Genomic DNA, 24971 nt, shown 5'->3' with positions numbered 1-24971 from the left:
AGTAATTGCAGCGCTCGGTTAGCCAGACTGCATTTGAGGAGAGGTTCCCATGACCACACTATCGACCACGCTCGCCAAGCGCCTGGAAGATCCGCGTCTGTTCCGGCAGTACGCCTACGTGAACGGTAAGTGGACCCACGGGGAAGGCGGTCGCGAAGAGGCTGTCTACGACCCGGCCACCAATGAAGCCATTGGCCATATCCCTTTGCTGGAAGCCGAGCAGATCACCGCTGCCGTAGACGCCGCTGAAGCTGCGTTTGTACAGTGGCGTGCGCTACGCGCTGATGAGCGCTGTGAGCGCTTGCTGGCTTGGTACGATCTGATTCAAGCCAACCGCGAAGACCTCGCCACTATTATGACCCTGGAGCAGGGTAAGCCGCTGCCCGATGCCCGTGGTGAGGTGCAATACGGTGCCAGCTTTGTGCGCTGGTTTGCCGAAGAGGGCAAGCGTACCTACGGTGAGACCATCCCTAGCCATATCCCCAATGCATCACTGGGCACCATTAAAGAGCCAGTGGGCATCGCGGCGATGATTACGCCGTGGAACTTCCCGCTGGCGATGATTACCCGCAAAGCCGCGGCAGCGCTGGCAGCGGGCTGCCCGGTGATCGTCAAACCAGCTAACGAAACACCCTACTCAGCGTTGGCGCTGGCGGAGCTGGCCGAGCGTGCTGGGATTCCCGCCGGGATTTTCAACGTAGTGCTAGGCGATCCAGCGGAAGTCTCAAAGATCCTCTGCAGCGAATCGCGAATTCGGGCGCTGTCGTTCACCGGCTCCACCCGCGTGGGCCGCCTACTGATTGAGCAGAGTGCTAATACCGTCAAGCGGCTCTCCCTGGAGCTGGGTGGCAATGCGCCGTTTATTGTTGGGCCCGACATGGATCCCAAAGAGGCGGCCTTTGCGGCCATTGATGCCAAGTTCCAAACCGCGGGGCAGGACTGCCTAGCCGCCAACCGCATTCTGGTGCATGAATCCATTCACGATGAGTTCGTTGAGCATTTCAGCGAGCGTATGGCGGCGCTTACCGTGGGCAATGGTCTCCAAAGCGAGATAGACCTTGGTCCGCTTATTCACCGTCAGGCGGTAGAGAAAGCGGCGGCGATTGTCGATGACGCCATCTCCAAAGGAGCCACCGTGATCGGTGGTGATCAAAGCCAAGCGCCCGGCGAGAACTTCTTTATGCCGGTGATGCTGACCGGCGTAACGGCGCAGATGAAAGTGTGGCGGGAAGAGAACTTCGCGCCGGTGGCCGGCATCACCGCCTACAGCACCGACGACGAAGTGATTGAAATGGCCAACGACACCGAGTACGGCCTGGCTGCGTACATCTACACCCACGATATCCGCCGCATCTGGAAGCTGATGCGCGCGCTAGAGTACGGCATGGTTAGCGTTAACTCGGTTAAGATGACCGGCCCGCCGGTTCCCTTTGGTGGCGTGAAGCAGTCCGGCCTTGGCCGCGAAGGTGGCGCCACGGGTATCGATGAGTACCTGGAAACGAAGTATTACTGCCTGGGCGCGCTGGGTTCAGTGTCTGGGAGCTGAATTTGGAAGTTTAATCTCGGGTAGAAAAGCTTCGCGCGCTGAAGCGCCCTCCCACAACACCCGTTCAGGAGCTTGAGTTGGTTCTGTGGGAGGCCGGCTCCGCCGGGCGAAGGCACCGCTAGGTGCCCAGCATTTAGTCAGTCACCAAAGATAAAATACCTCCCCACTTTTGGGGAGGTTTACTGTATAGAGAGAACGCTATGAGCTTGCATCAGGATTTGATCGAACGCGATCGTAAAGTTACTTTCCACGCCTCTACCCACCTACGTGACTTCGCCCATGGCGATGCGCCGGGCCGTGTGATTACCGGCGGCAAAGGCATCAATATCGTGGATAAAGACGGCCGTGAATTTATCGACGGCTTTGCCGGGCTTTACTGCGTCAACATCGGCTACGGTCGCACCGAAGTCGCTGAAGCGATCTATAAGCAAGCGTTAGAGCTCTCTTACTATCACACCTATGTGGGCCACTCCAACGAGCCGCAGATCGAGCTTTCCGAGCGTATTTTGAAAATCGCCGGTATGAACATGTCCAAAGTGTACTACGGCATGTCCGGCTCGGACGCCAACGAAACCCAGCTCAAGATCGTGCGCTACTACAATAACGTGCTGGGCCGCCCGCAGAAGAAAAAGGTTATCTCACGCATGCGCGGCTACCACGGCTCGGGCATTGCTTCCGGCTCGCTGACCGGCCTGAAAGCGTTCCACGACCACTTCGATCTGCCCATTGACACTATTCGCCATACCGAAGCGCCGCACTACTACCTACGCGCCGCCGAACAGCACGGTATGACCGAGCTTGAGTTCTCCGCTTACTGCGCCGACAAGCTGGAAGCGATGATTCTGGAAGAGGGCCCGGATACTGTGGCTGCCTTTATTGGCGAGCCGGTTCTGGGTACGGGGGGTATCGTACCGCCGCCGGAAGGCTACTGGGATGCGATTCAAACCGTGCTGGCGAAGTACGATGTGTTGCTGATTGCTGATGAAGTGGTGTGTGGCTTTGGCCGTACCGGCTCTGATTTCGGCAGCCATCACTACAATATGAAGCCTGACCTGGTCACGATCGCCAAGGGCTTAACTAGCGCCTACCAGCCGCTCTCCGGTGTGATTGTGGGTGAGAAAGTCTGGCAGGTGCTGGAGCAGGGCACCGGTGAGTACGGCCCCATCGGCCACGGCTGGACCTACTCTGGCCACGCCCTGGGCTGTGCGGCAGGGCTAGCTAACCTGGATATCATTGAGCGTGAAAATCTGGTGGGCAACGCTGCTGAAACCGGCGGCTACTTCCAGCAGCAGCTAAAGGCTAACTTTGAAGGCCATCCGCTGCTGGGCGACGTACGCGGCGTTGGCTTAATGGCGGCACTGGAGTTCTCCCCGGACGCCAAGCAGCGCCTGCACTTCGACCCCGCCCTCAAAGTGGGCCCTCGCGTGGCGGCGGCTGCCATGGAAGAGAACCTGATTGCCCGGGCCATGCCCCAAGGCGATATTCTTGGCTTTGCGCCGCCGCTGACCATTAATCGTGGGGAAGTGGATGAGATGATTGGCCGCGCCAAGCGAGCCATTGACCGGGTTACCGATGAACTGGTGCGCTCTGGCGACCTGAAAAGTGGTGAAAAAGAGGCCGCGTTTACGGTTTGATGACCTGATTTAGCCTTCTAAGCGCCGCTGCCTGTGCAGCGGCGCTTTTGTTATTGAAGGTGTCTACTATGCTAAAGATATATAAGCTGAACTCAGGTCACAATTAATTGAAAGTTAAGGAGTAGCCAACGATGCAACCGGTCTTAGCCTTCGATGTATACGGTACGTTGATCGATACCCAAGGGGTTACCGTTGAGCTCGAACGTCGCCTAACGGATGCCTCCAAAGCCGGTGAATTTGCCCGCCGCTGGCGCGATAAGCAGCTAGAGTACAGCTTTCGCCATGGCCTGATGGGAGCTTACGTGCCGTTTTCGGAGTGCACCCGCGAAGCGCTGGTGTTTATCGACCGCGCACTGCAAACCGGGCTTTCGGATAACGACCAAGATCATCTAATGGCGGTCTACGGTGAGCTGCCCGCGTTTGACGATGTAGTGCCTGCGCTAGATCAGCTTCGCGATGCGGGCATACGCTGTGTGGCATTTTCGAACGGTACAGCGGATGCCGTGTCCAAACTACTTACCCGCGCAGGCGTTGAGAGCCATATGGACGATGTAATCAGCGCCGATGAGGTAAAACGCTTTAAGCCAGACCCCGCGGTGTACACTCATTTGCGTAGCCGCTTGGAGACACGCCCTGAGCAGACATGGCTGGTTTCCAGTAACCCCTTTGATGTGATTGGCGCCACCCATGCAGGCCTACGCAGTGCCTGGATACGGCGCAGCTCTGACGCCCCTTTCGACCCTTGGGGGATTGAGCCGGATATGACCGTGACCGATCTAGAAGTATTGGCAGAGCGCATCATCCGCTAGGTTGTTAACCTACATCGACAAGCCGCATAATGACGTACGCTTGACGACTTAGGAGATGATTATGTCAGAAAAGATTTACTGTATTGCCGGTTTTAAGCCCAAACCCGGCAAAGAAGAGGCGGTATTCAAAGCGCTTCAGTCGTTAGAGCCGAACACCCACCGGGAAGATGCGTGCATTCACTACACCGTAACCCGGCAGATCGATAACCCCTTCGCCCAGGGCACCAGTTACCCGATTGTGTTTCATGAAATCTGGGCCAGCCGCGAAGAGTTTGAAGCCCATTGCCAGCGCAAAGAGATTCAAGACTTCTTTGCCAAGCACGTTGAAGCGCCGGATGGCGATATCGAAGATGCCAACGTGTGTGTCTACACCGATGAGCCCTGGAATTTTGACGCGCCCAAGGTTTAAGCGAATCAAGCTTTAAGCGAAAAAGGAGCCAATATGACCGATAAAAAGATGAACGTAGAGAGCTTTAACCTGGATCACACCAAGGTAAAAGCCCCGTACGTACGGTTAGCCGATATTAAAGAAGGCCAGAACGGCGATCGTATCCATAAATACGACCTGCGTATCTGCCAGCCCAACAAAGATCATATGGAGATGCCAGCGCTGCACTCCCTTGAGCACTTAATGGCTGAGCTTTCGCGCAATCACACCGATAAAGTGGTCGATATCAGCCCCATGGGCTGCCAAACCGGCTTTTACATAGCGATGATCAATCACGACGACTACGACGGCGTGATCACCATCATCGAGCAAACCCTAAACGACGTGCTAGAAGCCACTGAAGTGCCTGCCTGCAATGAAATGCAGTGCGGTTGGGCCGCCAGCCACAGTTTGGAAGGTGCCCAGGAACTGGCTCGCAACCTGTTGGCCAAGCGCAGCGAGTGGACTGAGGTGTTCGCCTAAGCGTTATATCGCAGTAAGCAGATAGTTAGCCTGACGCCTCCCCGATGCTACTTATAGCAAGGGGAGGCGTTTTATTGAGAGCGCTTTAACGAATGGAAAACGCTGATCAACAGTGACATCCTGACGCGTTGGTCGCGGTTTTAAAGGCATCTTCGTTGCCATCGGTGCCGCGCTGCCGCTGCGCCCATGAATTTAGCTCTGCGGGCTTGATGAATGCGTGATAGAGAAGTATTGACTTCCACTTATGGTGCCCCTATAAACCCGGTACAACCCATCACTCTAGGCCCTCATGTTCCTCCTAATCACGATTGCTACCCTTTCAATCGCGTTCTCGTTTTTATGTTCCATCCTTGAAGCGGCGCTTCTTTCAATTACGCCCAGCTATATTGCTAAGCAGAAAGAAGATAACCCCAAGTTGCACGCCTCGCTTACGCGCCTGAAGGCTAATATCGATCGGCCCCTAGCCGCTATTTTGACCCTCAACACGATTGCCCATACCGTGGGTGCAACTGCAGTGGGTGCTCAGGCCGCGGTCGTGTTTGGCGAAGCCTCTATTGCCATCGTCTCAGCGGTAATGACCATGGCGATTTTAATACTGTCGGAAATTATTCCGAAGACCATTGGCGCGACTTACTGGCGTGGTTTATCGCCGTTTTTGCCGCGCTTTTTAAATCCGATGATTATAGGCCTGCTGCCTTTTATCTGGATGTCGGAACAGATCACCCGTCGACTAGGTAAGTCAGAGCACGATGTCGATTTGCGCGATGAAATTAAAGTGCTGGCCCGTGTCGGTCTGGAAGAGAAGGTGCTGGATGCCGACGAGTCGCGCACCATTATCAATATGCTCAACTTGCACGATATCTTGGTTAGCAAAGCGATGACTCCGCGCACGGTGTGTGAAACCGTTTTGCCTGACATGACCGTGAAAACGTTTGATGAGCAGTATGGCAAAGCACCGTTCACACGCTTTCCAGTGATGGACAATGGTGAGCAGGCCTTTGGCTATGTGCATAAAGCGGATATGTATCATGCCGACGATGCCAAAACAATGCGTGAGTTGATGCATCCGATCGGCAGCGTGGACGTCTCACATAACGTTGAGCAGGTATTCACCTCCATGCTGAAAGACCACCTGCACATGCGGGTGGTCTACGATGAGCACGGTACCTTTGTAGGTTTAATAACGTTAGAAGACATTATCGAAACCATTCTGGGGCAAGATATTGTCGATGAGACCGACAATGTGGCCAATCTACGCCACTATGCGAAACAAAAGTGGATAAAGCGGGTGAAGCGGGAAGATAAAGACGCCAAAGCAGAGGAGTAATCCCTGGGAAGGGATGCTCTGTTTGTATAGCTAGAACGGCGCCTTCGGGCGCCGTTCTGGTTTTACTGGCAGTTATGTTCAGGCTTTTGTGCCGTTGGACTACGCTTGGCTGAGCGAGTGAACGTTGTGTTACGACTCGCTGTCTTAGCGCTAAATGATCTATAGTGAAGGTGTTGAAAGTCAAATAAGCTATTAGGGCGTCTAACGCCCATTTAAGGAGGAAAGCATGTCATTACGTATTAATGCCGTCGTGCCCGATTTCGAAGCGGAGACTAGCCAAGGGCCGATTCGCTTTCATGACTGGATTGGCGACAGCTGGGCAATCCTGTTTTCGCACCCTAAAGACTTTACCCCGGTTTGCACGACGGAATTCGGTGCCGTTGCACAGTTGAGCGCAGAGTGGACGAAACGCGGCACCAAAGTGATCGGTGTTTCCGTGGATGGCGTTGAAGACCACAAGCGCTGGGGCAATGACATCCAAACCGTCAGCGGCAGCGAAGTCGATTTTCCGATCATTGCCGATGATGGGCTAACGGTGTCAAAGCTGTACGACATGCTGCCCGAAGATGCCTATCTGCCCGATGGCCGTACGCCTGCAGACAGCGCCACGGTGCGTTCGGTGTTTATTATTGGGCCGGATAAGCAGTTGAAACTATCCATGACCTATCCAATGACCGTAGGGCGCAACTTTGCCGAAATCCTACGCGCCCTGGATGCATTGCAAACCACGTCCAAACACGGCGTTGCCACACCGGCCGATTGGACGATAGGTCAGGACGTGATTATTCCGCCTAGCGTTTCTGACGCGGATGCCAAGCAGAAGTATGGCGAATACGAAACGGTTCTGCCCTACTTGCGCAAAACGCCACTGCGCTAATGGCGTTAATAGAGTGATGTAAGAAGCGAAAAGCCAGCGCCTGTGAACTGCACCCCAAAAGTTGGACACTCATCCAACGATTGGGGTGTTTTTCATGGCGCATCAAGCGGACTCTAGCGCAAGCTGTTCAATGGACGTTGAAACGTTGCGTGCCCCGGTGAGTATCTCATTGACGATAATCTCAATTTCGCTAACGCTGGTTTGGCTTGATTTCCCCTGCTCCACTACCTGCTGCATGGCGTGAGTGGTGCGCTCGACTAAGGCGTTGTTCTCTTTTAGCACTCGGGTAATATCCTCTACCGCTTCACTAGAGCCTTTGGCCAGGCGGCGTACTTCGTTAGCCACCACCGCGAACCCGCGCCCCTGTTCACCGGCGCGTGCGGCTTCCACCGCGGCATTGAGCGATAGCAGGTTGGTTTGGTTAGCGATACGGGCAATCGACTCGGTAATGCTGTTAATACTCTGTGCCTGATTGTTAAGTGCGGCGATTAGCTGCTGTGCTTCTGCCAATGTTAGTGCCGCTTGTTCAGAATCACGCACAACGCGCTGCAGATGGCTAAGACCGTTTTGGGCGATCTGCTCTGTTTGAGAGGATGTGCTCTGGGCAGCAGTGACGGCACGTGTAGCGGACTCTGCCGCCTGAACGGAGCGGGTAATATCGGTGGCAAACTTGACCACTTTTACTACGTTTCCATGACTATCTTTAATCGGGTTGTAAGTCGCCTCTAGCCATACGCTGGCACCACGAGAATCCAAACGCTCAAACTTGCCTTGCATGTACTCGCCCTGAGCCAGCCGCTCCCAGAAGCGGGGGTTAGTTTGAGAAAAATTGGCGGGGCAAAACATTCTGTGGTGCGCGCCAACTAATTCATCATTTCGATAGCCCATGGCCTGCTCAAAATTTGAGTTGGCATTGAGAATTTCACCGCCAGGGGTAAATTCAATGACCGCCATGGAGCTGTTTAGCGCGTCCAGGATGGCATTTTTCCGCTCCGCCTCTTGATGGGCAGCTGTAATGTCATTGGCAATTTTAAGTACCTCTACAACCTTACCCCGCCGATTACTGATCGGTATGTAGGTAGCCTCTAACCAAATTTCCTCTCCCTGGGAATTAGAACGCCGAAAGCGGCCTTGTTGGCTATGCCCAGCTGCCAGGGTTTCCCAAAAGGTGCGGTACTCAAGGCTACGGCTCTCTTCTGGGAAGCAGAAAATTTGGTGGTGTTGCCCCTTCACTTGGTCAAGCGTGTAGCCTACGGCGGTCAGGAATTGCTCGCTTGCCTTTTTAATCACCCCTTCAGGTGTAAAAGAGATGCAAGCGGTGTGTTGATATAGTGCACTGTGTAAACCATTGGAAGTGAGAAGTGTGAGCATTGCTAATCCTGTCAGCGGGGCCATGTAACTCTTGTGTACAAGGTTAGAGCAGATCCGGTCTATAAGCATCAATTTGTGTCCAAATGACACAAAATGTTGCATTTATGAGTTTTTCGGTGTTTTTTATCATTAGTTTAGGCTAATAATCATAGGGTCTAGCCGGACTGTTGATGATAAGTAGCTTTAGAGAATGTCATCTGAATAGCTGCTTGTTCGAGAAACTTGAAGAAGTGGTGGAAGCTAAGCGGCTATGTTCTATTTCTATGTACAATACGTGTATAACTAAAATTGTAGAGGATTTTTTGAACAAAATCACTCTGATGTAAATATTTTGTACAATATTTTTGTTGGGAGCGCGAAACATTCTGCTGATGAAAAGCGGAAGCGGGGGAGTGAGGTGGTTTGTAGTGCCTGGTTGAAGAGGCTAGTCGTCTAACGTTTTGCGAAAATTATGCTGGGAGGCTGGGTGATGATTGCCAACTTGGTGTAACAGGTCGAATTGACGGGCGCAGGTTCGACAGGCTCGGCACATCGACAGATGAATACGAAGGGACAGCTTGTCACGCAATGATAGTGTTTTGTCCTGTTTTAAAGACATCAACGCCGTGGCTTCGCGACACATAAGCATATCAGGCTCCTTTCAGCTAATTTAACCAACCATGATCCAAGCACTCTCTTAGCCGTAAACGTGCACGGTGTAAGATGACCCAGCAGTTGGTTTCAGTAATGCCGATTTCCTTACAGATATCTGTGGTGGAAAGCCCCATGAGTTCACGCAGGGTAAATACACGTGCGATGCTCTCCGGTAAGGCGATCAAACATGCATCAAATACTTGCCAAAATCGTTGGTTTTCTAACACATGCTCTGGTTCTCCCCAGTGGCTGGGACGGGCAGTGCTCTGCCAGTGACCATCCTGTTGAAACAGACGGTCAAGGGTATCGTCGTCTAAGTCCTGGTCTAACGGTTGCCAAGTCCCTTGACGGCGCTGCTGGCGAAGCTGATCCAGAATTTTGTACTTTAAAATGCCAAATACCCAGGTCTCGAACTCGGAGCGCCCTTCAAAGGTGGCGCTTTTCTCAAAGGCGGTGAGCAAGGTTTCCTGTACGGCATCTTCAGCGGCGGTGGCATCGCGTAATTGCAGGCGCGCAAAGGCCACTAAGCGAGGTCGTAGCTGGGTAAAGTGGGCAGCGGCTGATGTAGCGGAAAGAGGCACGATGATCCCTTTATTAATGTCTTCAGGGCACACAATGACATCGTGCTGGTGAAGACCATCATTATTTTTTCATTGGGCTTTAGTGCGTTAAAGTACGTGCTGATACCACGTTATACAACAACGTGTCGTTCTCTCTGATGCCTTTCTGATTGCCAAACGAGTTTATGCTGTCCATGGAAAATACGTTGTTATTAGGGTTTTTGGGCAGCTTAATTGCTGGATTGTTGACGGCGGTGGGTGCTCTACCGGTGCTGCTGGGTAAAACGCCTAGCCGGGGCTTTCGTGATTTGGCGTTAGGTTTTGCGGCGGGGGTAATGCTGGCGGCGTCATTCTTTTCGCTGATTATTCCAGCGCTCGACGCTGCGGAAATCTATTATTCCGGCGGCCCCGTGCCTGCCGCGATTGTTTGTGCGGCTATTTTGTTAGGGATGGGCGCGATTGCGCTGCTTAACGAGCATCTGCCCCATGAGCATTTTGCCCAGGGCCGTGAAGGGCCGGAGGCTGCATCGCTTCGCCGGGTGTGGCTGTTTGTGTTTGCGATTACTATCCACAACCTACCGGAAGGCATGGCGGTGGGCGTCGGCTTTGGGGCCAATGGGTTAGAGGGCGGCATGCCCCTGGCGATCGGTATTGGCCTACAGAACATGCCAGAAGGGCTCGCCGTTGCGGTCGCCTTAATGGGCGAGGGCTACTCAAAGTGGCGCTCCTGGTCGATTGCTGCGCTAACCGGTCTCATCGAGCCCGTTGGAGGGCTATTTGGTGCCAGTATTGTCAGCGTTTCCCAAATACTGCTGCCCTGGGGCCTGGCCTTTGCCGCCGGGGCGATGCTGTATGTGATCAGCCACGAAATCATTCCCGAAACTCACCGCTGCGGGCACCAGAAAAAAGCCACCTTTGGTTTGGCCATGGGTCTGGTGATTATGCTGTTTTTAGACGTGTGGCTGGGTTAATCGCGCATTAGCCGATGACATCGGCGCCACCGTGAGGCCCTGCCTGATGACACAGGCGGTGATCGCTGAGCACGTCAATAATATGGCACTGGCCAACATTGCCTCCCGCACACTGATTGATCATGCGTTTGAGCTCATCGCGTACCGAGGTGAGTCGTGCAAGTCGTGCCTCGACCTCGGCTAGGTGACGCTTCGCTAGCGTGTCTACCTCTTCGCAGGGCATAGTGGGGTGATCCGCCATTTGTAACAGCTCTCGTACCGCCTCCACTGAAAAGCCAAAATCCCGCGCATGGCGAATAAACGTCAAACGGCGGATAGCGGCTGTGGTGTAGCGCCGCTGATTGCCTTCGTTGCGCGGTGCTGAAGGCAGTAGCCCAATCTGTTCGTAGTAGCGCACCGTTTCTGGCTTGCAGCCGGACTCGCGTGCCAGCTCGCCAATGCCGATATAGCGCTCAGTGGAAGTTGGCTCAGGGGTTTGATCTTTCATTACTTGAACCTCTAGTGACTACAGGTATTACGCTGCTCCTAAGATAGACTAACTTGGAGCAAAGAGCGATGAGTACGACCACACCGGCTAAAACCTCTGCAGTTTCTCCGTCGCCGACTACCCTGCGCGTGCAGGGTATGGACTGCGGTGGCTGCGAACGTAAAGTTGAAGCGGCGCTAAATCGTTTAAACCATGTTGAACATGTCTCGGCGAGTGCCGTTGCGGGGTCGGTTCAGTTGACTCCCACAATCGGTAAAACGCTGCCGCATGCCGAGATTGAGTCGACGATTACGGCTCTGGGCTACCAACTGATCGATGAGTCGGCCAGCATGGCTGGATCGACAAAACATACCCCCTGGTGGCAGTCGCCCAAAGGGCGTTTGGTGCTTGTCAGTGGTGCGCTGCTGGCGCTTGCCTGGGGGCTTAGATTTGCCTGGCCCGCCTTGGGCGGTTGGCCATTCATAGCTGCGACGGTCGTTGGGCTTGTGCCGGTTGTTCAGCGTGCGTGGCAGGCACTTAAGGTGGGCAACCCCTTCACCATTGAAATGCTGATGAGCATCGCAGCCCTTGGGGCGTTGGCGATAAACGCCGCCGCCGAAGCAGCGGTAGTGGTGTTTCTATTTGCAGTGGGGGAGATGCTGGAAGGCGTTGCCGCCGCTCAGGCACGCCGCAGTATTTCGGCACTTTCCAAACTAACGCCCTCCACCGCGCGGTTGCTGGAGCAGGGCGAAGTGCGCGAAGTAGCTGCCGCCTCGCTTCAGCCGGGGCAACGGGTGCAGGTACGCCCCGGCGACCGTCTGCCCTGTGACGGGCAAATTATTGCTGGTCACTCCTCGATTGATGAATCGCCTGTGAATGGTGAGTCGGTGCCACGGGAGCGTAGCGAAGGCGAGTCAGTATTTGCTGGCACCGTCAATCTGGATGGCGTGCTTGAGGTTGAGGTAACCCGCAGCGCTGAAAACAACACCATCGCCCGAGTGATTAAGCTCGTGGAGGAGGCTCAGGCGGCCAAAGCACCGGTGGCGCGTTTTATTGATCGCTTTGCGTTTTACTATATGCCGGCGGTCGTCGGGGTGGCGCTGCTGGTCGCTATCATACCGCCGCTGGTGTCGACGATGCTGTGGTCGGAATCCATTTATCGTGCCCTAGCGCTACTGCTCATTGCCTGCCCCTGTGCGCTGGTGATCTCGACGCCTGCGGCCATTGCGGCCGGGTTATCGGTGGGTGCTCGCAACGGCCTGTTGATGAAAGGCGGCGCAGTATTAGAGCAGTTAGGCAAACTCAAGCGGGTCGCGCTGGATAAAACCGGCACGCTAACTGCGGGCAAACCCACCGTGACGGATGTGGAGAGCCTTGAAGCTGGTAACCGTCTTGATAAAAACCGTCGTGCTGAGATAGTGCGTCTTGCTGCCGCTCTGGAGCAGGGCTCGAGCCACCCTCTTGCTGTAGCGATCAGTGACTATTATGACCTACAGGAGGGAGCGCCGGTGCCTACTGTGCAAGGTGCCCGTGCGCTAGCCGGGCAGGGCGTTGCCGGGCAAGTCGAAGGGCGTGAGTTACTGCTGGTGAGCCCGCGCTATTTACAACCTTTCACCCAGCACACCGGCGAGATAGAAGCCCGTATTGCGGCGTTGGAAGCGCAGGGCAAAAGCCTGGCTGTTTTGCTAGAAAGAGGAATAGAAGGAGAGGACGGGATAGAAAATGAGCGCCTTTTAGGGCTAATCGCACTACGTGATGAACCCCGTGAAGATGCTCGCGAGGGCCTTCAAGCACTAGAACGTTTAGGCGTGCAAGCCGTGATGCTCAGCGGAGACAATGCCCGCACCGTGGCCGCCATTGGTGAGCAGCTGGGCATTGAAGCAGAAGGTGAGCTGATGCCGGAAGATAAAGCCCAGCGCGTGCGTGAGTGGCAGTCTCAGGGGCTTGGGCCGGTAGGTAAGGTGGGTGATGGTATTAACGATGCACCGGCACTCGCAGCGGCAGAAGTGGGTATCGCCATGGGCAGCGGTACCGATGTGGCGCTTGAAACCGCCGACGCTGCGCTGCTTAAAAACCGGGTAGGCGGGATAGCCGAAATGATCGCGCTTTCCCGAGCAACCATGCGCAATGTAAAAACCAACGTGGCGCTGGCGCTTGGCTTTAAAGCGCTGTTTTTGGTCTCTACGGCGCTGGGGATCACGGGGATGTGGGTCGCGGTAATGGCCGACACTGGGGCGACCGTGCTGGTCACCCTCAATGCACTGCACTTATTGCGCTACCGCTTTAATGACCTGGACTAAATAACGACCGTGTTAGGGCTGGGCTCAAGCGAGCCCGGCTGGTTAGCTTTTTATCTGCTAGCGCTGTTGGTACTAGCTCTGTACGTATTCAACCAGTGCCTGGGCGAAGGAGTCGGTAGTGCCAGTGCCACCCATATCAGGAGTAACCATGTCGCGACGGGTTTCCAGCACGGTACGAATACCCTGGCGGATGGCGGTGCCTTTCTCTGTCATGCCCAGGTGGTCAAGCATTTGTGCGGCGGCCAGTAGAAGAGCACAGGGGTTGGCGATGTTTTTGCCTTCGATATCCGGCGCTGAGCCGTGCACCGCTTCAAAAATCGCCGCTTTTTCGCCGATGTTTGCCCCTGGGGCCAAGCCCAAACCGCCCACTAAACCAGCGCAAAGGTCAGAGAGAATGTCGCCAAACAGGTTGGTGGTGACCACCACATCAAACTGATGTGGGTTCATTACCAGCTGCATGCAGGCGTTATCGACGATCATCTCCTGGAATTCGATCTCGGGATACTCTTTGGCAATCTCCCGCGCCACGTCCAGGAACAACCCCGAGCTGGTTTTGATAATGTTGGCTTTGTGTACCGCGGTGACTTTTTTGCGGCCATTGTTTTTGGCCAGCTCAAAGGCGTAGCGCACAATGCGCTCGGAGCCTTTGCGAGTTACTTTGATCACTGAAATGCCGGTATCGCCGTCGTCGATCATCTCCTGGCCGTCGGAAAGATACGCGCCTTCGGTATTTTCGCGCACGGTGATCATATCGATGTCGTCGTAGCGCGAACGGGTACCGGGAAAGCTAATCGCCGGGCGCACGTTGGCATAAAGGTCAAAGTGACGACGTAGCTGTACGTTAATCGAGGAGAAGCCTTTGCCAATCGGCGTGGTCAGCGGGCCTTTCAGCGCAATGCCGTATTTCTCGATGGCATCCAACGACTCCTGAGGGATCAGCGTGCCATGCTTTTCAAGGGCGCCTAAGCCAGCGTCAATATGCTGGTAGGTTAAGCCGCAATCTAAGGCGTCGAGTACACGCAGTGTGGCCTCCATAATTTCGGGGCCGATACCGTCGCCCTTGATGACTGCAATAGATTGGCTCATGTGCTGCTCCTCTTTGATCGACAAGTGTGTTGCGTATGCCGCTTCAACGTAAATAGTTGGGACTTGATAAGACCTCATTTTCGAGCGCAATGGTACGCCAAATTGCATCTAGTGGGCACCCTGCAAAGGATGTAGCACGGGTGCAAAGAGCGCTAATTGCTGCTAGAATGCCGCTGCTTATAGCATCCCGCTTTAACTTTGCGGTTCTTCTTACAGCAAGGCATAACGGTAATGATCCTTTCACCTTTATCTCAGGCACTACCTATTTCAGGGCTGATGACTCCGCCCTAGGTTTTCCCCCCCTCAATAAAACGTCTGACCTCGTTAATTGCGTTGTCATGGCGTTGCGGCATGCTATTGACGGCCGCACCCTAGATTACTCCAGCATTGACTCATTGGCCTGACGCCGCACGTCTTGTGTGTGCTGATATGCCGCGTCGAGAGTTTGTAAAATCTTAACCTCCAGCCATGGACTCCCTGAATGTCTCTCTATACCAAGCAAGAGTGGTTTTCCAACATTAAAGGCGACACGCTCTCTGGAATCGTTGTCGCCCTTGCACTAATTCCCGAGGCGATTGCCTTTTCAATCATTGCCGGCGTTGATCCCAAAGTTGGTCTTTACGCTTCATTCTGTATCGCGGTGATCATTGCGTTCACGGGGGGGCGCCCCGGCATGATTTCGGCGGCGACTGGTGCTATGGCGTTACTGATGGTGACGCTGGTGAGAGAGCATGGGCTTGAATATTTGCTGGCCGCCACGCTGTTGACAGGTGTGCTCCAGATTATTGCTGGTTATCTGAAACTCGCGGATTTGATGCGCTTCGTGTCACGCTCAGTGGTGACGGGATTCGTTAATGCGCTGGCGATTTTGATTTTCATGGCACAGCTACCGGAGTTGACCGATGTGACTTGGCATGTGTATGCCATGACGCTGGCCGGATTGGGCATTATCTACCTGTTCCCCTATTTACCTGTCATCGGAAAGTCCATCCCCTCACCGCTGGTCTGTATTGTGGTACTTACCGCGGTCTATATGATCAGCGGTATGGATATTCGCAGCGTCGGTGATATGGGCGAACTGCCTGATACATTGCCTGTATTCCTGTGGCCAAGTGTGCCGCTGAACCTGGAAACGCTATGGATCATTCTACCTTACGCGATGATGCTAACCGTGGTCGGTCTGCTCGAGTCTATGATGACTGCCACCATTGTCGATGATTTGACCGATACGCCGAGTAATAAAAACCGCGAATGTAAGGGCCAAGGTATCGCCAACATTGGTGCAGGTTTAATGGGCGGCATGGCGGGCTGCGCCATGATCGGCCAATCGGTGATCAACATAAAATCTGGTGGCCGTACGCGCCTTTCAACGCTGATAGCGGGTGTCGTACTACTGATGATGGTGGTCTTTTTAGCCGATTGGGTTTCGCAAATTCCAATGGCGGCGCTGGTGGCGGTAATGATTATGGTGTCGATCGGTACCTTCAGCTGGGAGTCGATCCGTGATCTTAAAAAGCATCCGATAAGCACCAATATTGTCATGCTGGCAACGGTTGCAGTTACCGTCAGTACACACAACTTAGCGATTGGTGTTTTTGTAGGCGTGCTGCTAGCAGCGCTATTCTTTGCTAATAAAGTGGGCAACATTCTCTACGTTGGTTCAAAAGAAGTAGAAGTCGGTAAGCAGCGTGAGTATCAGGTGGTGGGGCAAGTATTCTTCGCATCCTCTGAGCGCTTTACGGCCGCCTTCGATCTAAAGGAAAGCATTGAGAAAGTGACGATTGACCTTTCTCGTGCGCATTTTTGGGATGTGACTGCTGTACAGGCACTTGATCGGATCGTAATTAAATTCCGCCGTGAAGGTACCGAAGTAGAGTTGGTGGGCTTGAGCGAGGCCAGCGCGACGGTAGTGGATCGCTATGCGGTGCACAATGACCCCGAAGCGGTTGAAAAACTGATGGGCGGCCACTAAACCAACGCATGGAGAGCGATATGACAGATCAAGTATTAGCCGCTATTGACGGTTCCCAGTTTTCTGAAGGCGTCTGCGATTACGCTGCCTGGGCAAGCTTGGCCATGGATGCACCGTTAACCTTTGTGCATGTGGTCGACAACCACTCAGAAGTACCCGAAGAGCAGAACCTTTCCGGCAACCTGCGTTTTGGTGCCCGCGAAAGGCTGATGAAAGAGCTTTCTGAGCTTGATGAGCAGCGCGCTAAGGTGAACCGCGAGCATGGCAAGCTGATGCTGGAAGCGGCTAAAGAGCGAGCAATTGAGGATGGGGTCAGCGACCCCGTTACTCGTCAGCGCAATGGCACCCTGGTAGAGAGCTTGTTAGAGCTTGAAAAAGAGGTGCGTTTGCTGGTGGTGGGTAAACGCGGTGAAACCGCCCACCAGGCCAGCGGGCATCTTGGCTCTAACCTTGAACGGGTGGTGCGTGAACTGCACCGGCCGATTCTGATGGTGCCGAAAACCTTCAAGCAGCCTGAAAAGATATTGATGGCCTTTGACGGTAGCAAAACCGCTCGTAAAGGGGTTGAGATGCTGGCACGCTCGCCCCTTTTTGCGGGCACCGAGTGCCATGTGCTGATCGTGGGTGCGGAAACGGCTGAACGCCGTTCCGAGCTTGAGTGGGCGTTAAGCACACTGCGCGAAGCGGGCCACCAGGCTGAAGGCGCTATTCGTGCTGGCGAGGTAGATGAAGCCCTACAAGCCTACGAAAAAGAGCACGGCATCGACCTGCTGGTGATGGGTGCCTACGGGCACTCGCGTATTCGTCACCTGCTGGTCGGCAGCACCACAACGGCCATGCTACGTGGTAGCCGCATACCGGTGCTGATTTTGCGCTAAAACTCAAAAGCTAAAGCTCAAAAAAAGCAGCAGCGCATAACCGTTTAGCTTGCATTGCGACTTTTCCCGCAGCCGGCCCTCTTTCTTGAGTGAGCCGGCTTTTTAGTCTTTGCAGTGCATAAAATTGATCTCCATCAAATGATGCTAATGTTGCGATGCGCTTCTATGCTAGTAGTCAGGTTGTGACCTATCCACCAGTTGGATTAGCGAGAGGAGCCTGCCGTGAACATGCCTATGTTGGAGAAAAAGCCTGTTGGTTTCGATGAAGCCTCTACTTCCCACCGCTTTGTTGCCGAGCTACTGGCCCAAGCCGATATTCGGTTCGACGGCCACCGCCCCTGGGATATTCAGTTAAATGCCCCCGGCGTTATTGATAGCGCCCTTTCGCGAGGCAATCTTGGGTTTGGCGAAAGCTATATGCAGGGTGACTGGGACGCCGATCGGCTTGACGAGTTGTTTTACCGCTTAATGCGTACCCAGCTCGGGCAGCGTATCAAGCCTACGCAATTGATTTATCACTCTCTGCGTTCGCGCCTGCTAAATCGTCAAACGGCGAAGCGTGCCTGGGAAGTGGGCGAAAAGCATTACGATCTGGGTAATGACTTCTACGCGGCCATGCTCGATCAGCGCATGACCTACACCTGCGGTTACTGGAAAAATGCCAGAACCCTGGACGAAGCCCAGGAAGCCAAGCTTGACTTAGTCTGCCGTAAATTGCAGTTAAAACCAGGCATGCGCGTGCTGGATATCGGCTGCGGTTGGGGGAGCTTTATGGCCTACGCGGCCGAGCATTATGGTGTGGAGTGCGTGGGCCTGACTATCTCCAAAGAGCAAGCGGAGTTTGGCCAGCGATTGATCAAAAAGGGCTTACCGGTAGAGTTCCGCTTGCAGGATTACCGCAATGAAAGCGAGCAGTTTGATCGCATTGTCAGTATTGGTATGTTCGAACACGTGGGACATAAAAACTATCGCGAGTACATGGTCGTGGCTAGCCGCTGCTTAAAGGATGACGGCCTGTTTTTGCTGCATACCATCGGCAAAAATTTAAGCCACACGGTGACTGACCCTTGGATTGATAAGTATATTTTCCCCAATGGCGAACTACCCACCCTGGGGCAAATCATGGATGCCACTGAGGCGCTTTTTGTGGTGGAGGATGTGCATAATTTTGGGGCTGATTACGACCGTACCCTGATGGCATGGCACCATAATTTTGAGAGGCATTGGCCGACATTTGAAAGCCAGTATGGCAAGCGTTTCTATCGCATGTGGCGCTACTACTTGCTGAGTTGTGCCGGCGCTTTCCGGGCCAGGGAAATCCATCTTTGGCAGTTGGTGATGAGTAAGCAAGGTGTGCTGGGAGGTTACTCCCGTGTTAGCTAATCGCTATCTAATAAAAACTAGGGATCCGGGAGTAACTTACTGGGCACCCAGCGTAACAGTGCCACCATACCAAATAGCTCTACCAGTGATTGAAACACCACCACCACGACCGCTGCCTGCCAAGCGCTGGGTAGCGTCAGGGCTATGGGCAGCATCACAAAAGAGTTACGCGTACCAAAGCTAAACGCTAGCGTTCTAGCGCTGGCGGTGGGCAGCTTAAACAACTTGCCAAGTCCCTTGCCCAACAGTGCTGCAAAGAGTAAAAAGCCGATAAAGATAAATACCACCTGAATCAACACGCGGCTAAGCTCGAACACAGTGTTGATCTGGGAAGCGGCGATTATAAACACGACTAAGGCAAGTAGCGGCACGGGCAGTAGTCCCAAGTAATGTACGCTTCTTTTAACCGCTTTGTGGCGCTGGGCGGCGAACTCGGTAATCCAGGCGAGCGTTAAAGGCGTGAGGATAAGTCCTGCAAAAGCGCTCAATAACTCTGTAGAGAGCGTTAGCTGAAACCACTCACTGCCCAGAAACAGCCACAAATAAACGGGTAGCGCGACTAACTGCACCAGCAGCAGTAGTGGGGCGGCGGCAACCGCCCGAGCACTATCACCCTTGCCTAAATGCGTAAAGGTAATAAACCAATCGGTGCAAGGCACCAGCAGTACCAGTAAAACGCCTGCCAGCACGGCGGGAGACAGCGGCAGCCAAATAACAGTCAGGGCTAAAAAGGCCGGAATGGCAATAAAGTTACCGACCATCAGCGCGGCCATAAAACGTGTGTCAGCGAAGCTTCGGGCAATGTGTAGCAAAGGTATTTGCGTAAAGGTGGCGTAAAGCAGCACCGCTAACAGCGGCCATAAAAAATGCGCTAGCGGCTCAGCGAATTGCGGTGCCCCGATACCTAAGGCTAGGCCTAAGCCAATGAAAGCCAGGTAGAGCCAAGACTGATGCTTTTCCATCTGCTCGCGCATAGTGGTTTACCCTTTTGCAGCACTATTTAGCGAGCGCCAAGCGCTCACCCACCACGGCGGCACCCAGCCAGAGGGGGAGACTGACCACAATATAAATCAGTGCAATCCCCGGTCGGCCTAACTGCACCAGATGCAGTGTCTCTAAGCTGAACAGCGAAAAGGTGGTAAAGCCACCGCAAAAACCGGCCACCAGCAATGGCTGAAAACGCGCTAGCTGGCTGCGGGGAGAGCGCGAGAGGGTGGCGGCCAACCAACCGATTAAGCATGAACCCAGTACGTTAACGAGAAGTGTTCCCCAGGGGAAATAACCCCCTAGTGCTGCCTGCGATATTAGCGAAACGCCGTAGCGCAGCGCGCTACCAACCCCGCTGCCGACACCCACTGCAAGGTAAGCCTTCCAGGCGTTCATAAGGTTGCTCCTGACAATGAAGCGCCTGATAACAACCAGCCAAGGGATACCATGGTTAAGCCGAGTAGGAGCGTGGCGCCAATATTTACGCTGGCGCGGAGTTGTTGGCCGCCCTGCCATAGCTCAATGGTTTGCAAGCTAAAAGAGGAGACCGTGGTGTAGCCACCCAGTAGACCGGCCACGGTAAACAGCCATAGAGGGGACGGGGCGCTGGCGATACCTAGGCTGCCGAGCAGCCAGCCCGCTAGAAAGGCTCCGCTGGCGTTAACTGCCAGGGTTCCCCAGGGAAAGGCTTTACCTAGGCAGCGGGCGAGTAGATTGGAAATCGCAAATCGCCCCATACCACCCAACGCGCCGCCTAGCGCGACTAACAGTACGCTTGTTAAGCCGTGTCCCATGCCTTCCCCCTGAAGCACCTCAATAGGCTGCTAAGTTTAACATGCGGGTACTATAGCGTCCGAAGCAGGTAAGAACGTTTTAGGGTGTCGCGGGTCAATGAGTTCGTGTAGAAAAGGGTGAGAATATAAAAATAATATTGATGCTCAAGGAGAAGTTTCTTATGTCAGATCGCGTGTTGGCAGCTATCGATAGTTCTCAGTTTTCAGAAGGTGTGTGTGATTATGCGGCCTGGGCTGCCAAAGCGCTGGATGCCCCGCTCAGTTTTATTCATACCGTGGATAACCATGCCCAGGTAGCCGAGCCGGATTTAACCGGTAACCTGGGACTAGGTACTAGAGAGCACCTGCTGGAAAAGCTGTCAGCTATTGAAGAGCAGCATGCCAAAGTTTCCCGCGAGCGGGGTCGCCTGCTACTCGACGCCGCCAAGGAGCGTGCAATCAACGCTGGTATTGCTGACCCTCTATGCTTGCAGCGCAATGGCACTCTAGTGGAAACCCTGGTCGAGAACGAAAAAGACGTTAGGCTTTTGGTGGTGGGCAAGCGGGGCGAGACCGCGCACCAGGCCAGCGGCCATCTAGGCTCCAACCTTGAGCGCGTGGTACGGGAAATGCACCGGCCGATTCTCATGGTGCCAAAGGAGTTTGTTCAACCGCACAATGTGATGATGGCATTCGACGGCAGTAAAACGGCCCGCAAAGGCGTGGAGATGCTGGCCAAAAGCCCGCTATTTGAAGGTGCCACCTGTCACGTGGTGATTGTCGGCGCGGAAACCGCTGAAAATCGCTCGCAGCTGAGCTGGGCGCTGGAAACCTTACGCGAGGCCGGGCACACCGCCGAAGGGGCGATACGCGCGGGCGAGGTGGAAGAGACCCTGCGTACCTATAAGCAAGAGCATGATATCGACATGCTGGTGATGGGTGCCTACGGCCACTCGCGGATTCGTCATCTGCTGGTCGGTAGTACTACCACCACGATGTTGCGTAAAGCCCAGCTGCCGGTGCTTATTTTGCGCTGATTGCGGCACGTTTAAGGCTCAGCCGTGATAGTGGAGGCTTCCCACAGTACGCGCTGAGCCAGTAGCCAGCCGACGATGATAAACAAAAGCATGCCTAATAGAAGGGCATGAAAAGGTGCGCCTGCGCTAAGGGCTAACCCCAGTACGGCGGGCGCGACGCCGGTGGAGAACACCATGGCAGCGCTAAGAGCGGAGCGAACCCTCCCTAGGTGCTCAGCTCCCCATAGCTTGATCAGCAGACCCGATGCAATTAGCTCTTGCGCGCCCATGGCCAAGCCGCCCCCTACCATCAATGCCCAAATGCTGATATGCCCGCCAATGGTGAGTGCCATCACCATGGCAAAGGCGTAGGGGAGTAGGTAAAGGCGGGCTAGCTTTACGGGGCCCAGTTTATCCACCCAGCGGCCTCCTAATAATGCCCCCGGCAATTTGGCGATTCCCATGCCGGTCAGCGCCAGGGCATAAACCGCCAGTGAGCTATCCAGAGACTCCGTTAATTGCGCTTGATAGATAAACAGTCCCGTCATGGTGATGGGGAGGGCCATTAATAGCGGCATTAGCAGCCAAAAGCGTTTTTCGCGAAAGGGGCGAGGGCCATGGGGCGTCTGCTTGGTTGGTTTAACGCCCGGTGCGTCAGGCCAAGGTGCTTTTAGCAGCAGCCACAGCCAAGGCAGGGCGATGACGCCACACAGCAGCCACCAGAAGGTTTGCCAACTGCTCCAGATAAGCGCGGCAGCCACTAACGGGGGGAGCAGCGCTTCACCCAGCGGTATCCCTAGGTTAGCCAGGCCAATGGCACGGCCACGCATGGTGGAAAACTCTCTGGCGGCGAGGGTGTTACCCAAGTGGGTCAACATGCCCTGGCCGCATAGCCGCACTATGCCAAGGCCGACTATCCCCAGCCACCACCAGGGCGATAAGGTGAGCAGGACAACGCCGGTTAACAGCAGTGACAAGACGATAGCGGCAAAGCGCCGTGGGTTGATCCAGTCAATGGAGGGCCCAAAGCGCAGCATGCAGAAACCCGCCATCAGAGTCACCATGGCATAGGCGGTGCCAAACTGGCCGACGCTAAGACCCAGATGGTCTGAAAGGGGCGCTTGAAAAAGGCCAATAAAGTAACTCTGCCCAAGGCTTGAGCTAAACATCGCTAGAAAAGCGATACTGAGTAAGCTGCGGTGATCGCGCAGCAGAGTGCGATAGCCCATCGAATAATCCCTTACGCGATCAAACAAATTAGTGGATTAATGATAGTAAGTTAACGACTGTAGGCCAACGGGAGGCGTAGATGAATCACCCTGAGGTGGATATAGCCGTTATCCGTGAGAAATTACTGGCCCTCGACGCCACGCTCCGTGAGGAGAGCGCCAGCAGTGAAGCGTCCCGGGATACGGTGATGCTGGATCAAACGTCGGTAGGTCGGCTGTCACGCATGGATGCCATGCAGGGGCAGGCGATGGCTAAAGCAGGCGAACAGCGCCGCCAGCTAAAGCTGAAGCAAGTAGATGCCGCCCTGCAGCGCATTGAGAGTAAAAGCTTCGGTGAGTGCATCGAGTGAGGCGAATGGATTGGGGCCAAACGCCTCACCTGGGATCCGTTAGTGCTGAAGTGTATTGAGTGTGCTGATTAGCCCCTGCTCCTTATAGCCAAGCTTTTTACGCTTCGGCGGCAGCTTCTTGCTGCTGCTCAGTTGTCTGACCAGGATTAATCGTTGCGTTAATACCTGACAGCAGCGCCTTGAGCGATGCACTCACGGTGTCGCTATCTTCGGCCACTGCGCAGAGCCGCTGGCCATCGATATTGAGCTGAACGAAGGCGATGGCATTGGCTTCACTGCTGGCACCCAGCGAATGCTCGCTGTAATCGATAATCCCTACACTGCTGCCGGAGTGGCGTTGCCACGCATCGGTAAACGCCGACATCGCGCCGTTGCCCTTGCCAGAAAGGCGCAGCGTTTCGTCACCCTGTTTCAGCGTCAGCTCAATGCCTTCCTGCTGGCCTTTGGAGAGCTGGTAATCCACAAGAGATAAGGGCGCTTCCTGGGTGAAATTGTCGAACATCACCTGACGAATCATTTCACTGGATAGTTCGCTGGCGCGTTTTTCGCTCTCTTGCTGCACGTAAGGCGCCAAGGCCAGCATCATCCAGCGCGGCAGATTGATGCCGTAATCCCGCTCAAGCAGGAAAGCCATGCCGCCCTTGCCGGACTGACTATTGACGCGAATCACCGCCTGATAGTCGCGGCCGATATCGTGGGGGTCGATGGGCAGATAAGCCACTTGCCAAGGCTCGTCAGGCTTTTGATGCTTGAGGGATTTACGAATCGCATCCTGGTGGCTACCCGAGAAAGCGGTGTAGACCATCTCGCCCACCCAGGGGTGGCGCGGGTGTATAGCGATACCAGTGCACTCGTTGACTACCTGAATGATTTCATCCGGATTGGATAGATCCAGTTCAGGGTCGATGCCCTGGCTGTAGAGATTCATCGCCAGGGTGACGATATCCATATTGCCCGTGCGCTCGCCATTGCCCAGCAGGGTGCCCTCGACTCGTTCGGCGCCGGCCAACAGGGCGAGTTCGGCAGAGGCTACGGCGCCACCGCGGTCATTGTGGGTGTGCACCGAGATAATCACGCTGTCACGGCGGCTGATGTGCTGGCAAAAGTACTCAATCTGGTCGGCGTGATGGTGCGGCCCGGCCACTTCCACCGTGGTGGGCAGGTTGAGAATGCATTTATTCTCTGGCGTCGGCTGCCACACATCCATCACCGCTTCGCAGATCTCCAGCGAGAAATCGATCTCGGTGCTGGAAAAACTTTCCGGGGTATACTCGAAACACCACTCAATGTCGGGGTATTGATCGGCGTAGGTTTTGACCCAGGTAGCCCCTTGTACCGCGATATCGACAATCCCGGCACGATCCATCTCGAACACCCGCTCGCGCTGAATGGTGGAGGTAGAGTTATACAGGTGAACAATGGCGCGCTTGGCGCCCACCAACGAGGCAAAGGTCTTCTCAATCAAGTGTTCACGGCACTGCACCAGCACCGCAATGGTGACGTCATCGGGAATTTGATTCTCTTCGATCAACCAGCGCACGAAGTCGTAGTCGGGCTGGCTGGCCGAAGGAAAGCCTACCATGACTTCTTTAATGCCCACTTTAACGATCTGCTGCCAGAAGCGCTGCTTTTGCTCAACGGTCATCGGCTCAAGCAGCGCCTGATTGCCGTCGCGTAGGTCTTCGCTCACCCAGATCGGGGCGTGATCCAGATCACGGTCCGGCCATTGGCGATTGAAGGTAGGCACACGGGGCGCAGGGCGATATTTGCGATGATCAAAAGCAGACATGGTGAGCTTCCTAATGGCGATGAGTTGTTAAAAGCGGCCGCTTGTGGCGTATGCCGCGTTGCAGAAGTGCCAGGGTGAGGCACCTTAAGGGGCTGCTTGTGGCA

At 54.6% G+C, this 24971-nt stretch carries 24 protein-coding genes; 14 read left to right on the top strand and 10 right to left on the bottom strand.

Features of this window, described 5'->3' with window-relative positions; all coding sequences use genetic code 11:
* Window positions 1-49: 49 nt before the first annotated feature.
* The 7 genes from SR894_RS15325 to SR894_RS15295 all read left to right on the top strand — a co-directional run bounded on the left by SR894_RS15325 (window position 50) and on the right by SR894_RS15295 (window position 7103).
* The gene (locus SR894_RS15325) at window positions 50-1546 is read left to right on the top strand and encodes an NAD-dependent succinate-semialdehyde dehydrogenase (protein ID WP_133729844.1); all 1497 of its coding nucleotides are present in this window, start codon (window positions 50-52) and stop codon (window positions 1544-1546) included.
* A 200-nt stretch (window positions 1547-1746) separates the two neighbouring features.
* The gene (locus SR894_RS15320) at window positions 1747-3180 is read left to right on the top strand and encodes an aspartate aminotransferase family protein (protein WP_088698902.1); all 1434 of its coding nucleotides are present in this window, start codon (window positions 1747-1749) and stop codon (window positions 3178-3180) included.
* Window positions 3181-3311: 131 nt separating this feature from the next.
* Complete coding sequence (locus SR894_RS15315) at window positions 3312-3989, top strand: haloacid dehalogenase type II (protein WP_133729845.1); 678 nt, start codon at window positions 3312-3314, stop codon at window positions 3987-3989.
* Between the two features lie 61 nt (window positions 3990-4050).
* Window positions 4051-4398, top strand: coding sequence for a putative quinol monooxygenase (locus SR894_RS15310; RefSeq protein WP_088698900.1), 348 nt, complete (start codon window positions 4051-4053; stop codon window positions 4396-4398).
* Between the two features lie 33 nt (window positions 4399-4431).
* A complete protein-coding gene (locus SR894_RS15305; RefSeq protein WP_035559056.1) occupies window positions 4432-4899 on the top strand; it encodes an S-ribosylhomocysteine lyase in 468 nt (155 codons plus the stop codon).
* 289 nt (window positions 4900-5188) lie between these two features.
* Entirely contained in the window at window positions 5189-6226 is a 1038-nt protein-coding gene (locus SR894_RS15300; protein ID WP_133729846.1) for a CNNM domain-containing protein, read from the top strand.
* Window positions 6227-6452: 226 nt separating this feature from the next.
* Window positions 6453-7103 carry a peroxiredoxin gene (locus SR894_RS15295; RefSeq protein ID WP_133729847.1) on the top strand — a complete coding sequence of 217 codons (651 nt, stop codon included), beginning with the start codon at window positions 6453-6455 and terminating at the stop codon, window positions 7101-7103.
* 102 nt (window positions 7104-7205) lie between these two features.
* Here SR894_RS15295 and SR894_RS15290 read toward each other — a convergent pair whose 3' ends face one another.
* The 3 genes from SR894_RS15290 to SR894_RS15280 form a co-directional block, all read right to left on the bottom strand.
* Window positions 7206-8474, bottom strand: coding sequence for a methyl-accepting chemotaxis protein (locus tag SR894_RS15290; protein WP_133729848.1), 1269 nt, complete (start codon window positions 8472-8474; stop codon window positions 7206-7208).
* Window positions 8475-8898: 424 nt separating this feature from the next.
* Window positions 8899-9096, bottom strand: coding sequence for a zf-HC2 domain-containing protein (locus SR894_RS15285; RefSeq protein WP_275951297.1), 198 nt, complete (start codon window positions 9094-9096; stop codon window positions 8899-8901).
* Between the two features lie 22 nt (window positions 9097-9118).
* Complete coding sequence (locus SR894_RS15280; protein ID WP_133729850.1) at window positions 9119-9688, bottom strand: sigma-70 family RNA polymerase sigma factor; 570 nt, start codon at window positions 9686-9688, stop codon at window positions 9119-9121.
* Between the two features lie 173 nt (window positions 9689-9861).
* On the opposite strand from SR894_RS15280, the gene SR894_RS15275 reads away from it, so the two are divergent.
* The gene (locus SR894_RS15275) at window positions 9862-10638 is read left to right on the top strand and encodes a ZIP family metal transporter (RefSeq protein ID WP_133729851.1); all 777 of its coding nucleotides are present in this window, start codon (window positions 9862-9864) and stop codon (window positions 10636-10638) included.
* 7 nt (window positions 10639-10645) lie between these two features.
* Here SR894_RS15275 and SR894_RS15270 read toward each other — a convergent pair whose 3' ends face one another.
* Complete coding sequence (locus tag SR894_RS15270; protein ID WP_133729852.1) at window positions 10646-11125, bottom strand: MerR family transcriptional regulator; 480 nt, start codon at window positions 11123-11125, stop codon at window positions 10646-10648.
* 68 nt (window positions 11126-11193) lie between these two features.
* Here SR894_RS15270 and SR894_RS15265 point away from each other — a divergent pair, with 68 nt between their 5' ends.
* Window positions 11194-13404 (top strand): heavy metal translocating P-type ATPase, encoded by a 2211-nt coding sequence (locus tag SR894_RS15265; protein ID WP_133729853.1) that lies wholly within the window; start codon window positions 11194-11196, stop codon window positions 13402-13404.
* 72 nt (window positions 13405-13476) lie between these two features.
* Here the strand turns inward: SR894_RS15265 and SR894_RS15260 are convergent, their stop codons facing one another.
* Window positions 13477-14490 carry an isocitrate dehydrogenase gene (locus SR894_RS15260; protein ID WP_133729854.1) on the bottom strand — a complete coding sequence of 338 codons (1014 nt, stop codon included), beginning with the start codon at window positions 14488-14490 and terminating at the stop codon, window positions 13477-13479.
* A gap of 481 nt (window positions 14491-14971) precedes the next feature.
* On the opposite strand from SR894_RS15260, the gene SR894_RS15255 reads away from it, so the two are divergent.
* The 3 genes from SR894_RS15255 (at window position 14972) to cfa (ending at window position 18723) form a co-directional block, all read left to right on the top strand.
* Window positions 14972-16462: a SulP family inorganic anion transporter gene (locus SR894_RS15255; protein ID WP_133729855.1), complete on the top strand. Its 1491-nt coding sequence runs from the start codon at window positions 14972-14974 to the stop codon at window positions 16460-16462.
* A 20-nt stretch (window positions 16463-16482) separates the two neighbouring features.
* On the top strand, window positions 16483-17340 hold the full coding sequence (locus SR894_RS15250) for a universal stress protein (protein WP_133729856.1): 858 nt from the start codon (window positions 16483-16485) through the stop codon (window positions 17338-17340).
* A gap of 222 nt (window positions 17341-17562) precedes the next feature.
* Window positions 17563-18723: a cyclopropane fatty acyl phospholipid synthase gene (cfa, locus tag SR894_RS15245; RefSeq protein ID WP_133729857.1), complete on the top strand. Its 1161-nt coding sequence runs from the start codon at window positions 17563-17565 to the stop codon at window positions 18721-18723.
* A gap of 17 nt (window positions 18724-18740) precedes the next feature.
* Here the strand turns inward: cfa and SR894_RS15240 are convergent, their stop codons facing one another.
* The 3 genes from SR894_RS15240 to crcB (SR894_RS15230) are packed head-to-tail and all read right to left on the bottom strand — an operon-like array spanning window position 18741 to window position 20504.
* Window positions 18741-19697, bottom strand: coding sequence for an arsenic resistance protein (locus SR894_RS15240; protein WP_133729858.1), 957 nt, complete (start codon window positions 19695-19697; stop codon window positions 18741-18743).
* A 22-nt stretch (window positions 19698-19719) separates the two neighbouring features.
* Window positions 19720-20106, bottom strand: coding sequence for a fluoride efflux transporter CrcB (gene crcB, locus SR894_RS15235; RefSeq protein WP_133729859.1), 387 nt, complete (start codon window positions 20104-20106; stop codon window positions 19720-19722).
* Entirely contained in the window at window positions 20103-20504 is a 402-nt protein-coding gene (gene crcB / locus SR894_RS15230) for a fluoride efflux transporter CrcB (protein ID WP_133729860.1), read from the bottom strand. The genes crcB (SR894_RS15235) and crcB (SR894_RS15230) overlap by 4 nt, the downstream gene beginning before the upstream one ends.
* A gap of 161 nt (window positions 20505-20665) precedes the next feature.
* Between crcB (SR894_RS15230) and SR894_RS15225 the strand changes: the two genes are divergently transcribed.
* Window positions 20666-21520, top strand: coding sequence for a universal stress protein (locus SR894_RS15225; RefSeq protein WP_133729861.1), 855 nt, complete (start codon window positions 20666-20668; stop codon window positions 21518-21520).
* Between the two features lie 11 nt (window positions 21521-21531).
* Here the strand turns inward: SR894_RS15225 and SR894_RS15220 are convergent, their stop codons facing one another.
* A complete protein-coding gene (locus SR894_RS15220; RefSeq protein ID WP_223288035.1) occupies window positions 21532-22728 on the bottom strand; it encodes an MFS transporter in 1197 nt (398 codons plus the stop codon).
* An 80-nt stretch (window positions 22729-22808) separates the two neighbouring features.
* On the opposite strand from SR894_RS15220, the gene SR894_RS15215 reads away from it, so the two are divergent.
* Window positions 22809-23078 (top strand): TraR/DksA family transcriptional regulator, encoded by a 270-nt coding sequence (locus SR894_RS15215; protein WP_246638079.1) that lies wholly within the window; start codon window positions 22809-22811, stop codon window positions 23076-23078.
* Window positions 23079-23175: 97 nt separating this feature from the next.
* Here the strand turns inward: SR894_RS15215 and SR894_RS15210 are convergent, their stop codons facing one another.
* Window positions 23176-24867, bottom strand: coding sequence for a 2-isopropylmalate synthase (locus SR894_RS15210; protein ID WP_223288034.1), 1692 nt, complete (start codon window positions 24865-24867; stop codon window positions 23176-23178).
* Window positions 24868-24971: the final 104 nt, after the last annotated feature.

The organism is Vreelandella neptunia, assembly GCF_034479615.1.
GTDB classification, from domain to species: Bacteria; Pseudomonadota; Gammaproteobacteria; order Pseudomonadales; family Halomonadaceae; genus Vreelandella; species Vreelandella neptunia.
The sequence above is the reverse complement of the archived record's forward strand: the minus strand, read 5'-3'. Positions and strand labels throughout refer to the sequence as shown.

Bases quoted from the DNA above. Each gene is read 5' to 3' on its own strand.
- SR894_RS15325 (WP_133729844.1), top strand. From the start codon at position 50: ATGACCACACTATCGACCACGCTCGCCAAGCGCCTGGAAGATCCGCGT.
- SR894_RS15320 (WP_088698902.1), top strand. From the start codon at position 1,747: ATGAGCTTGCATCAGGATTTGATCGAACGCGATCGTAAAGTTACTTTC.
- SR894_RS15315 (WP_133729845.1), top strand. From the start codon at position 3,312: ATGCAACCGGTCTTAGCCTTCGATGTATACGGTACGTTGATCGATACC.
- SR894_RS15310 (WP_088698900.1), top strand. From the start codon at position 4,051: ATGTCAGAAAAGATTTACTGTATTGCCGGTTTTAAGCCCAAACCCGGC.
- SR894_RS15305 (WP_035559056.1), top strand. From the start codon at position 4,432: ATGACCGATAAAAAGATGAACGTAGAGAGCTTTAACCTGGATCACACC.
- SR894_RS15300 (WP_133729846.1), top strand. From the start codon at position 5,189: ATGTTCCTCCTAATCACGATTGCTACCCTTTCAATCGCGTTCTCGTTT.
- SR894_RS15295 (WP_133729847.1), top strand. From the start codon at position 6,453: ATGTCATTACGTATTAATGCCGTCGTGCCCGATTTCGAAGCGGAGACT.
- SR894_RS15290 (WP_133729848.1), bottom strand. From the start codon at position 8,474: ATGCTCACACTTCTCACTTCCAATGGTTTACACAGTGCACTATATCAA.
- SR894_RS15285 (WP_275951297.1), bottom strand. From the start codon at position 9,096: ATGTGTCGCGAAGCCACGGCGTTGATGTCTTTAAAACAGGACAAAACA.
- SR894_RS15275 (WP_133729851.1), top strand. From the start codon at position 9,862: ATGGAAAATACGTTGTTATTAGGGTTTTTGGGCAGCTTAATTGCTGGA.
- SR894_RS15270 (WP_133729852.1), bottom strand. From the start codon at position 11,125: ATGAAAGATCAAACCCCTGAGCCAACTTCCACTGAGCGCTATATCGGC.
- SR894_RS15265 (WP_133729853.1), top strand. From the start codon at position 11,194: ATGAGTACGACCACACCGGCTAAAACCTCTGCAGTTTCTCCGTCGCCG.
- SR894_RS15260 (WP_133729854.1), bottom strand. From the start codon at position 14,490: ATGAGCCAATCTATTGCAGTCATCAAGGGCGACGGTATCGGCCCCGAA.
- SR894_RS15255 (WP_133729855.1), top strand. From the start codon at position 14,972: ATGTCTCTCTATACCAAGCAAGAGTGGTTTTCCAACATTAAAGGCGAC.
- SR894_RS15250 (WP_133729856.1), top strand. From the start codon at position 16,483: ATGACAGATCAAGTATTAGCCGCTATTGACGGTTCCCAGTTTTCTGAA.
- SR894_RS15240 (WP_133729858.1), bottom strand. From the start codon at position 19,697: ATGCGCGAGCAGATGGAAAAGCATCAGTCTTGGCTCTACCTGGCTTTC.
- crcB (WP_133729859.1), bottom strand. From the start codon at position 20,106: ATGAACGCCTGGAAGGCTTACCTTGCAGTGGGTGTCGGCAGCGGGGTT.
- crcB (WP_133729860.1), bottom strand. From the start codon at position 20,504: ATGGGACACGGCTTAACAAGCGTACTGTTAGTCGCGCTAGGCGGCGCG.
- SR894_RS15225 (WP_133729861.1), top strand. From the start codon at position 20,666: ATGTCAGATCGCGTGTTGGCAGCTATCGATAGTTCTCAGTTTTCAGAA.
- SR894_RS15220 (WP_223288035.1), bottom strand. From the start codon at position 22,728: ATGGGCTATCGCACTCTGCTGCGCGATCACCGCAGCTTACTCAGTATC.
- SR894_RS15215 (WP_246638079.1), top strand. From the start codon at position 22,809: ATGAATCACCCTGAGGTGGATATAGCCGTTATCCGTGAGAAATTACTG.
- SR894_RS15210 (WP_223288034.1), bottom strand. From the start codon at position 24,867: ATGTCTGCTTTTGATCATCGCAAATATCGCCCTGCGCCCCGTGTGCCT.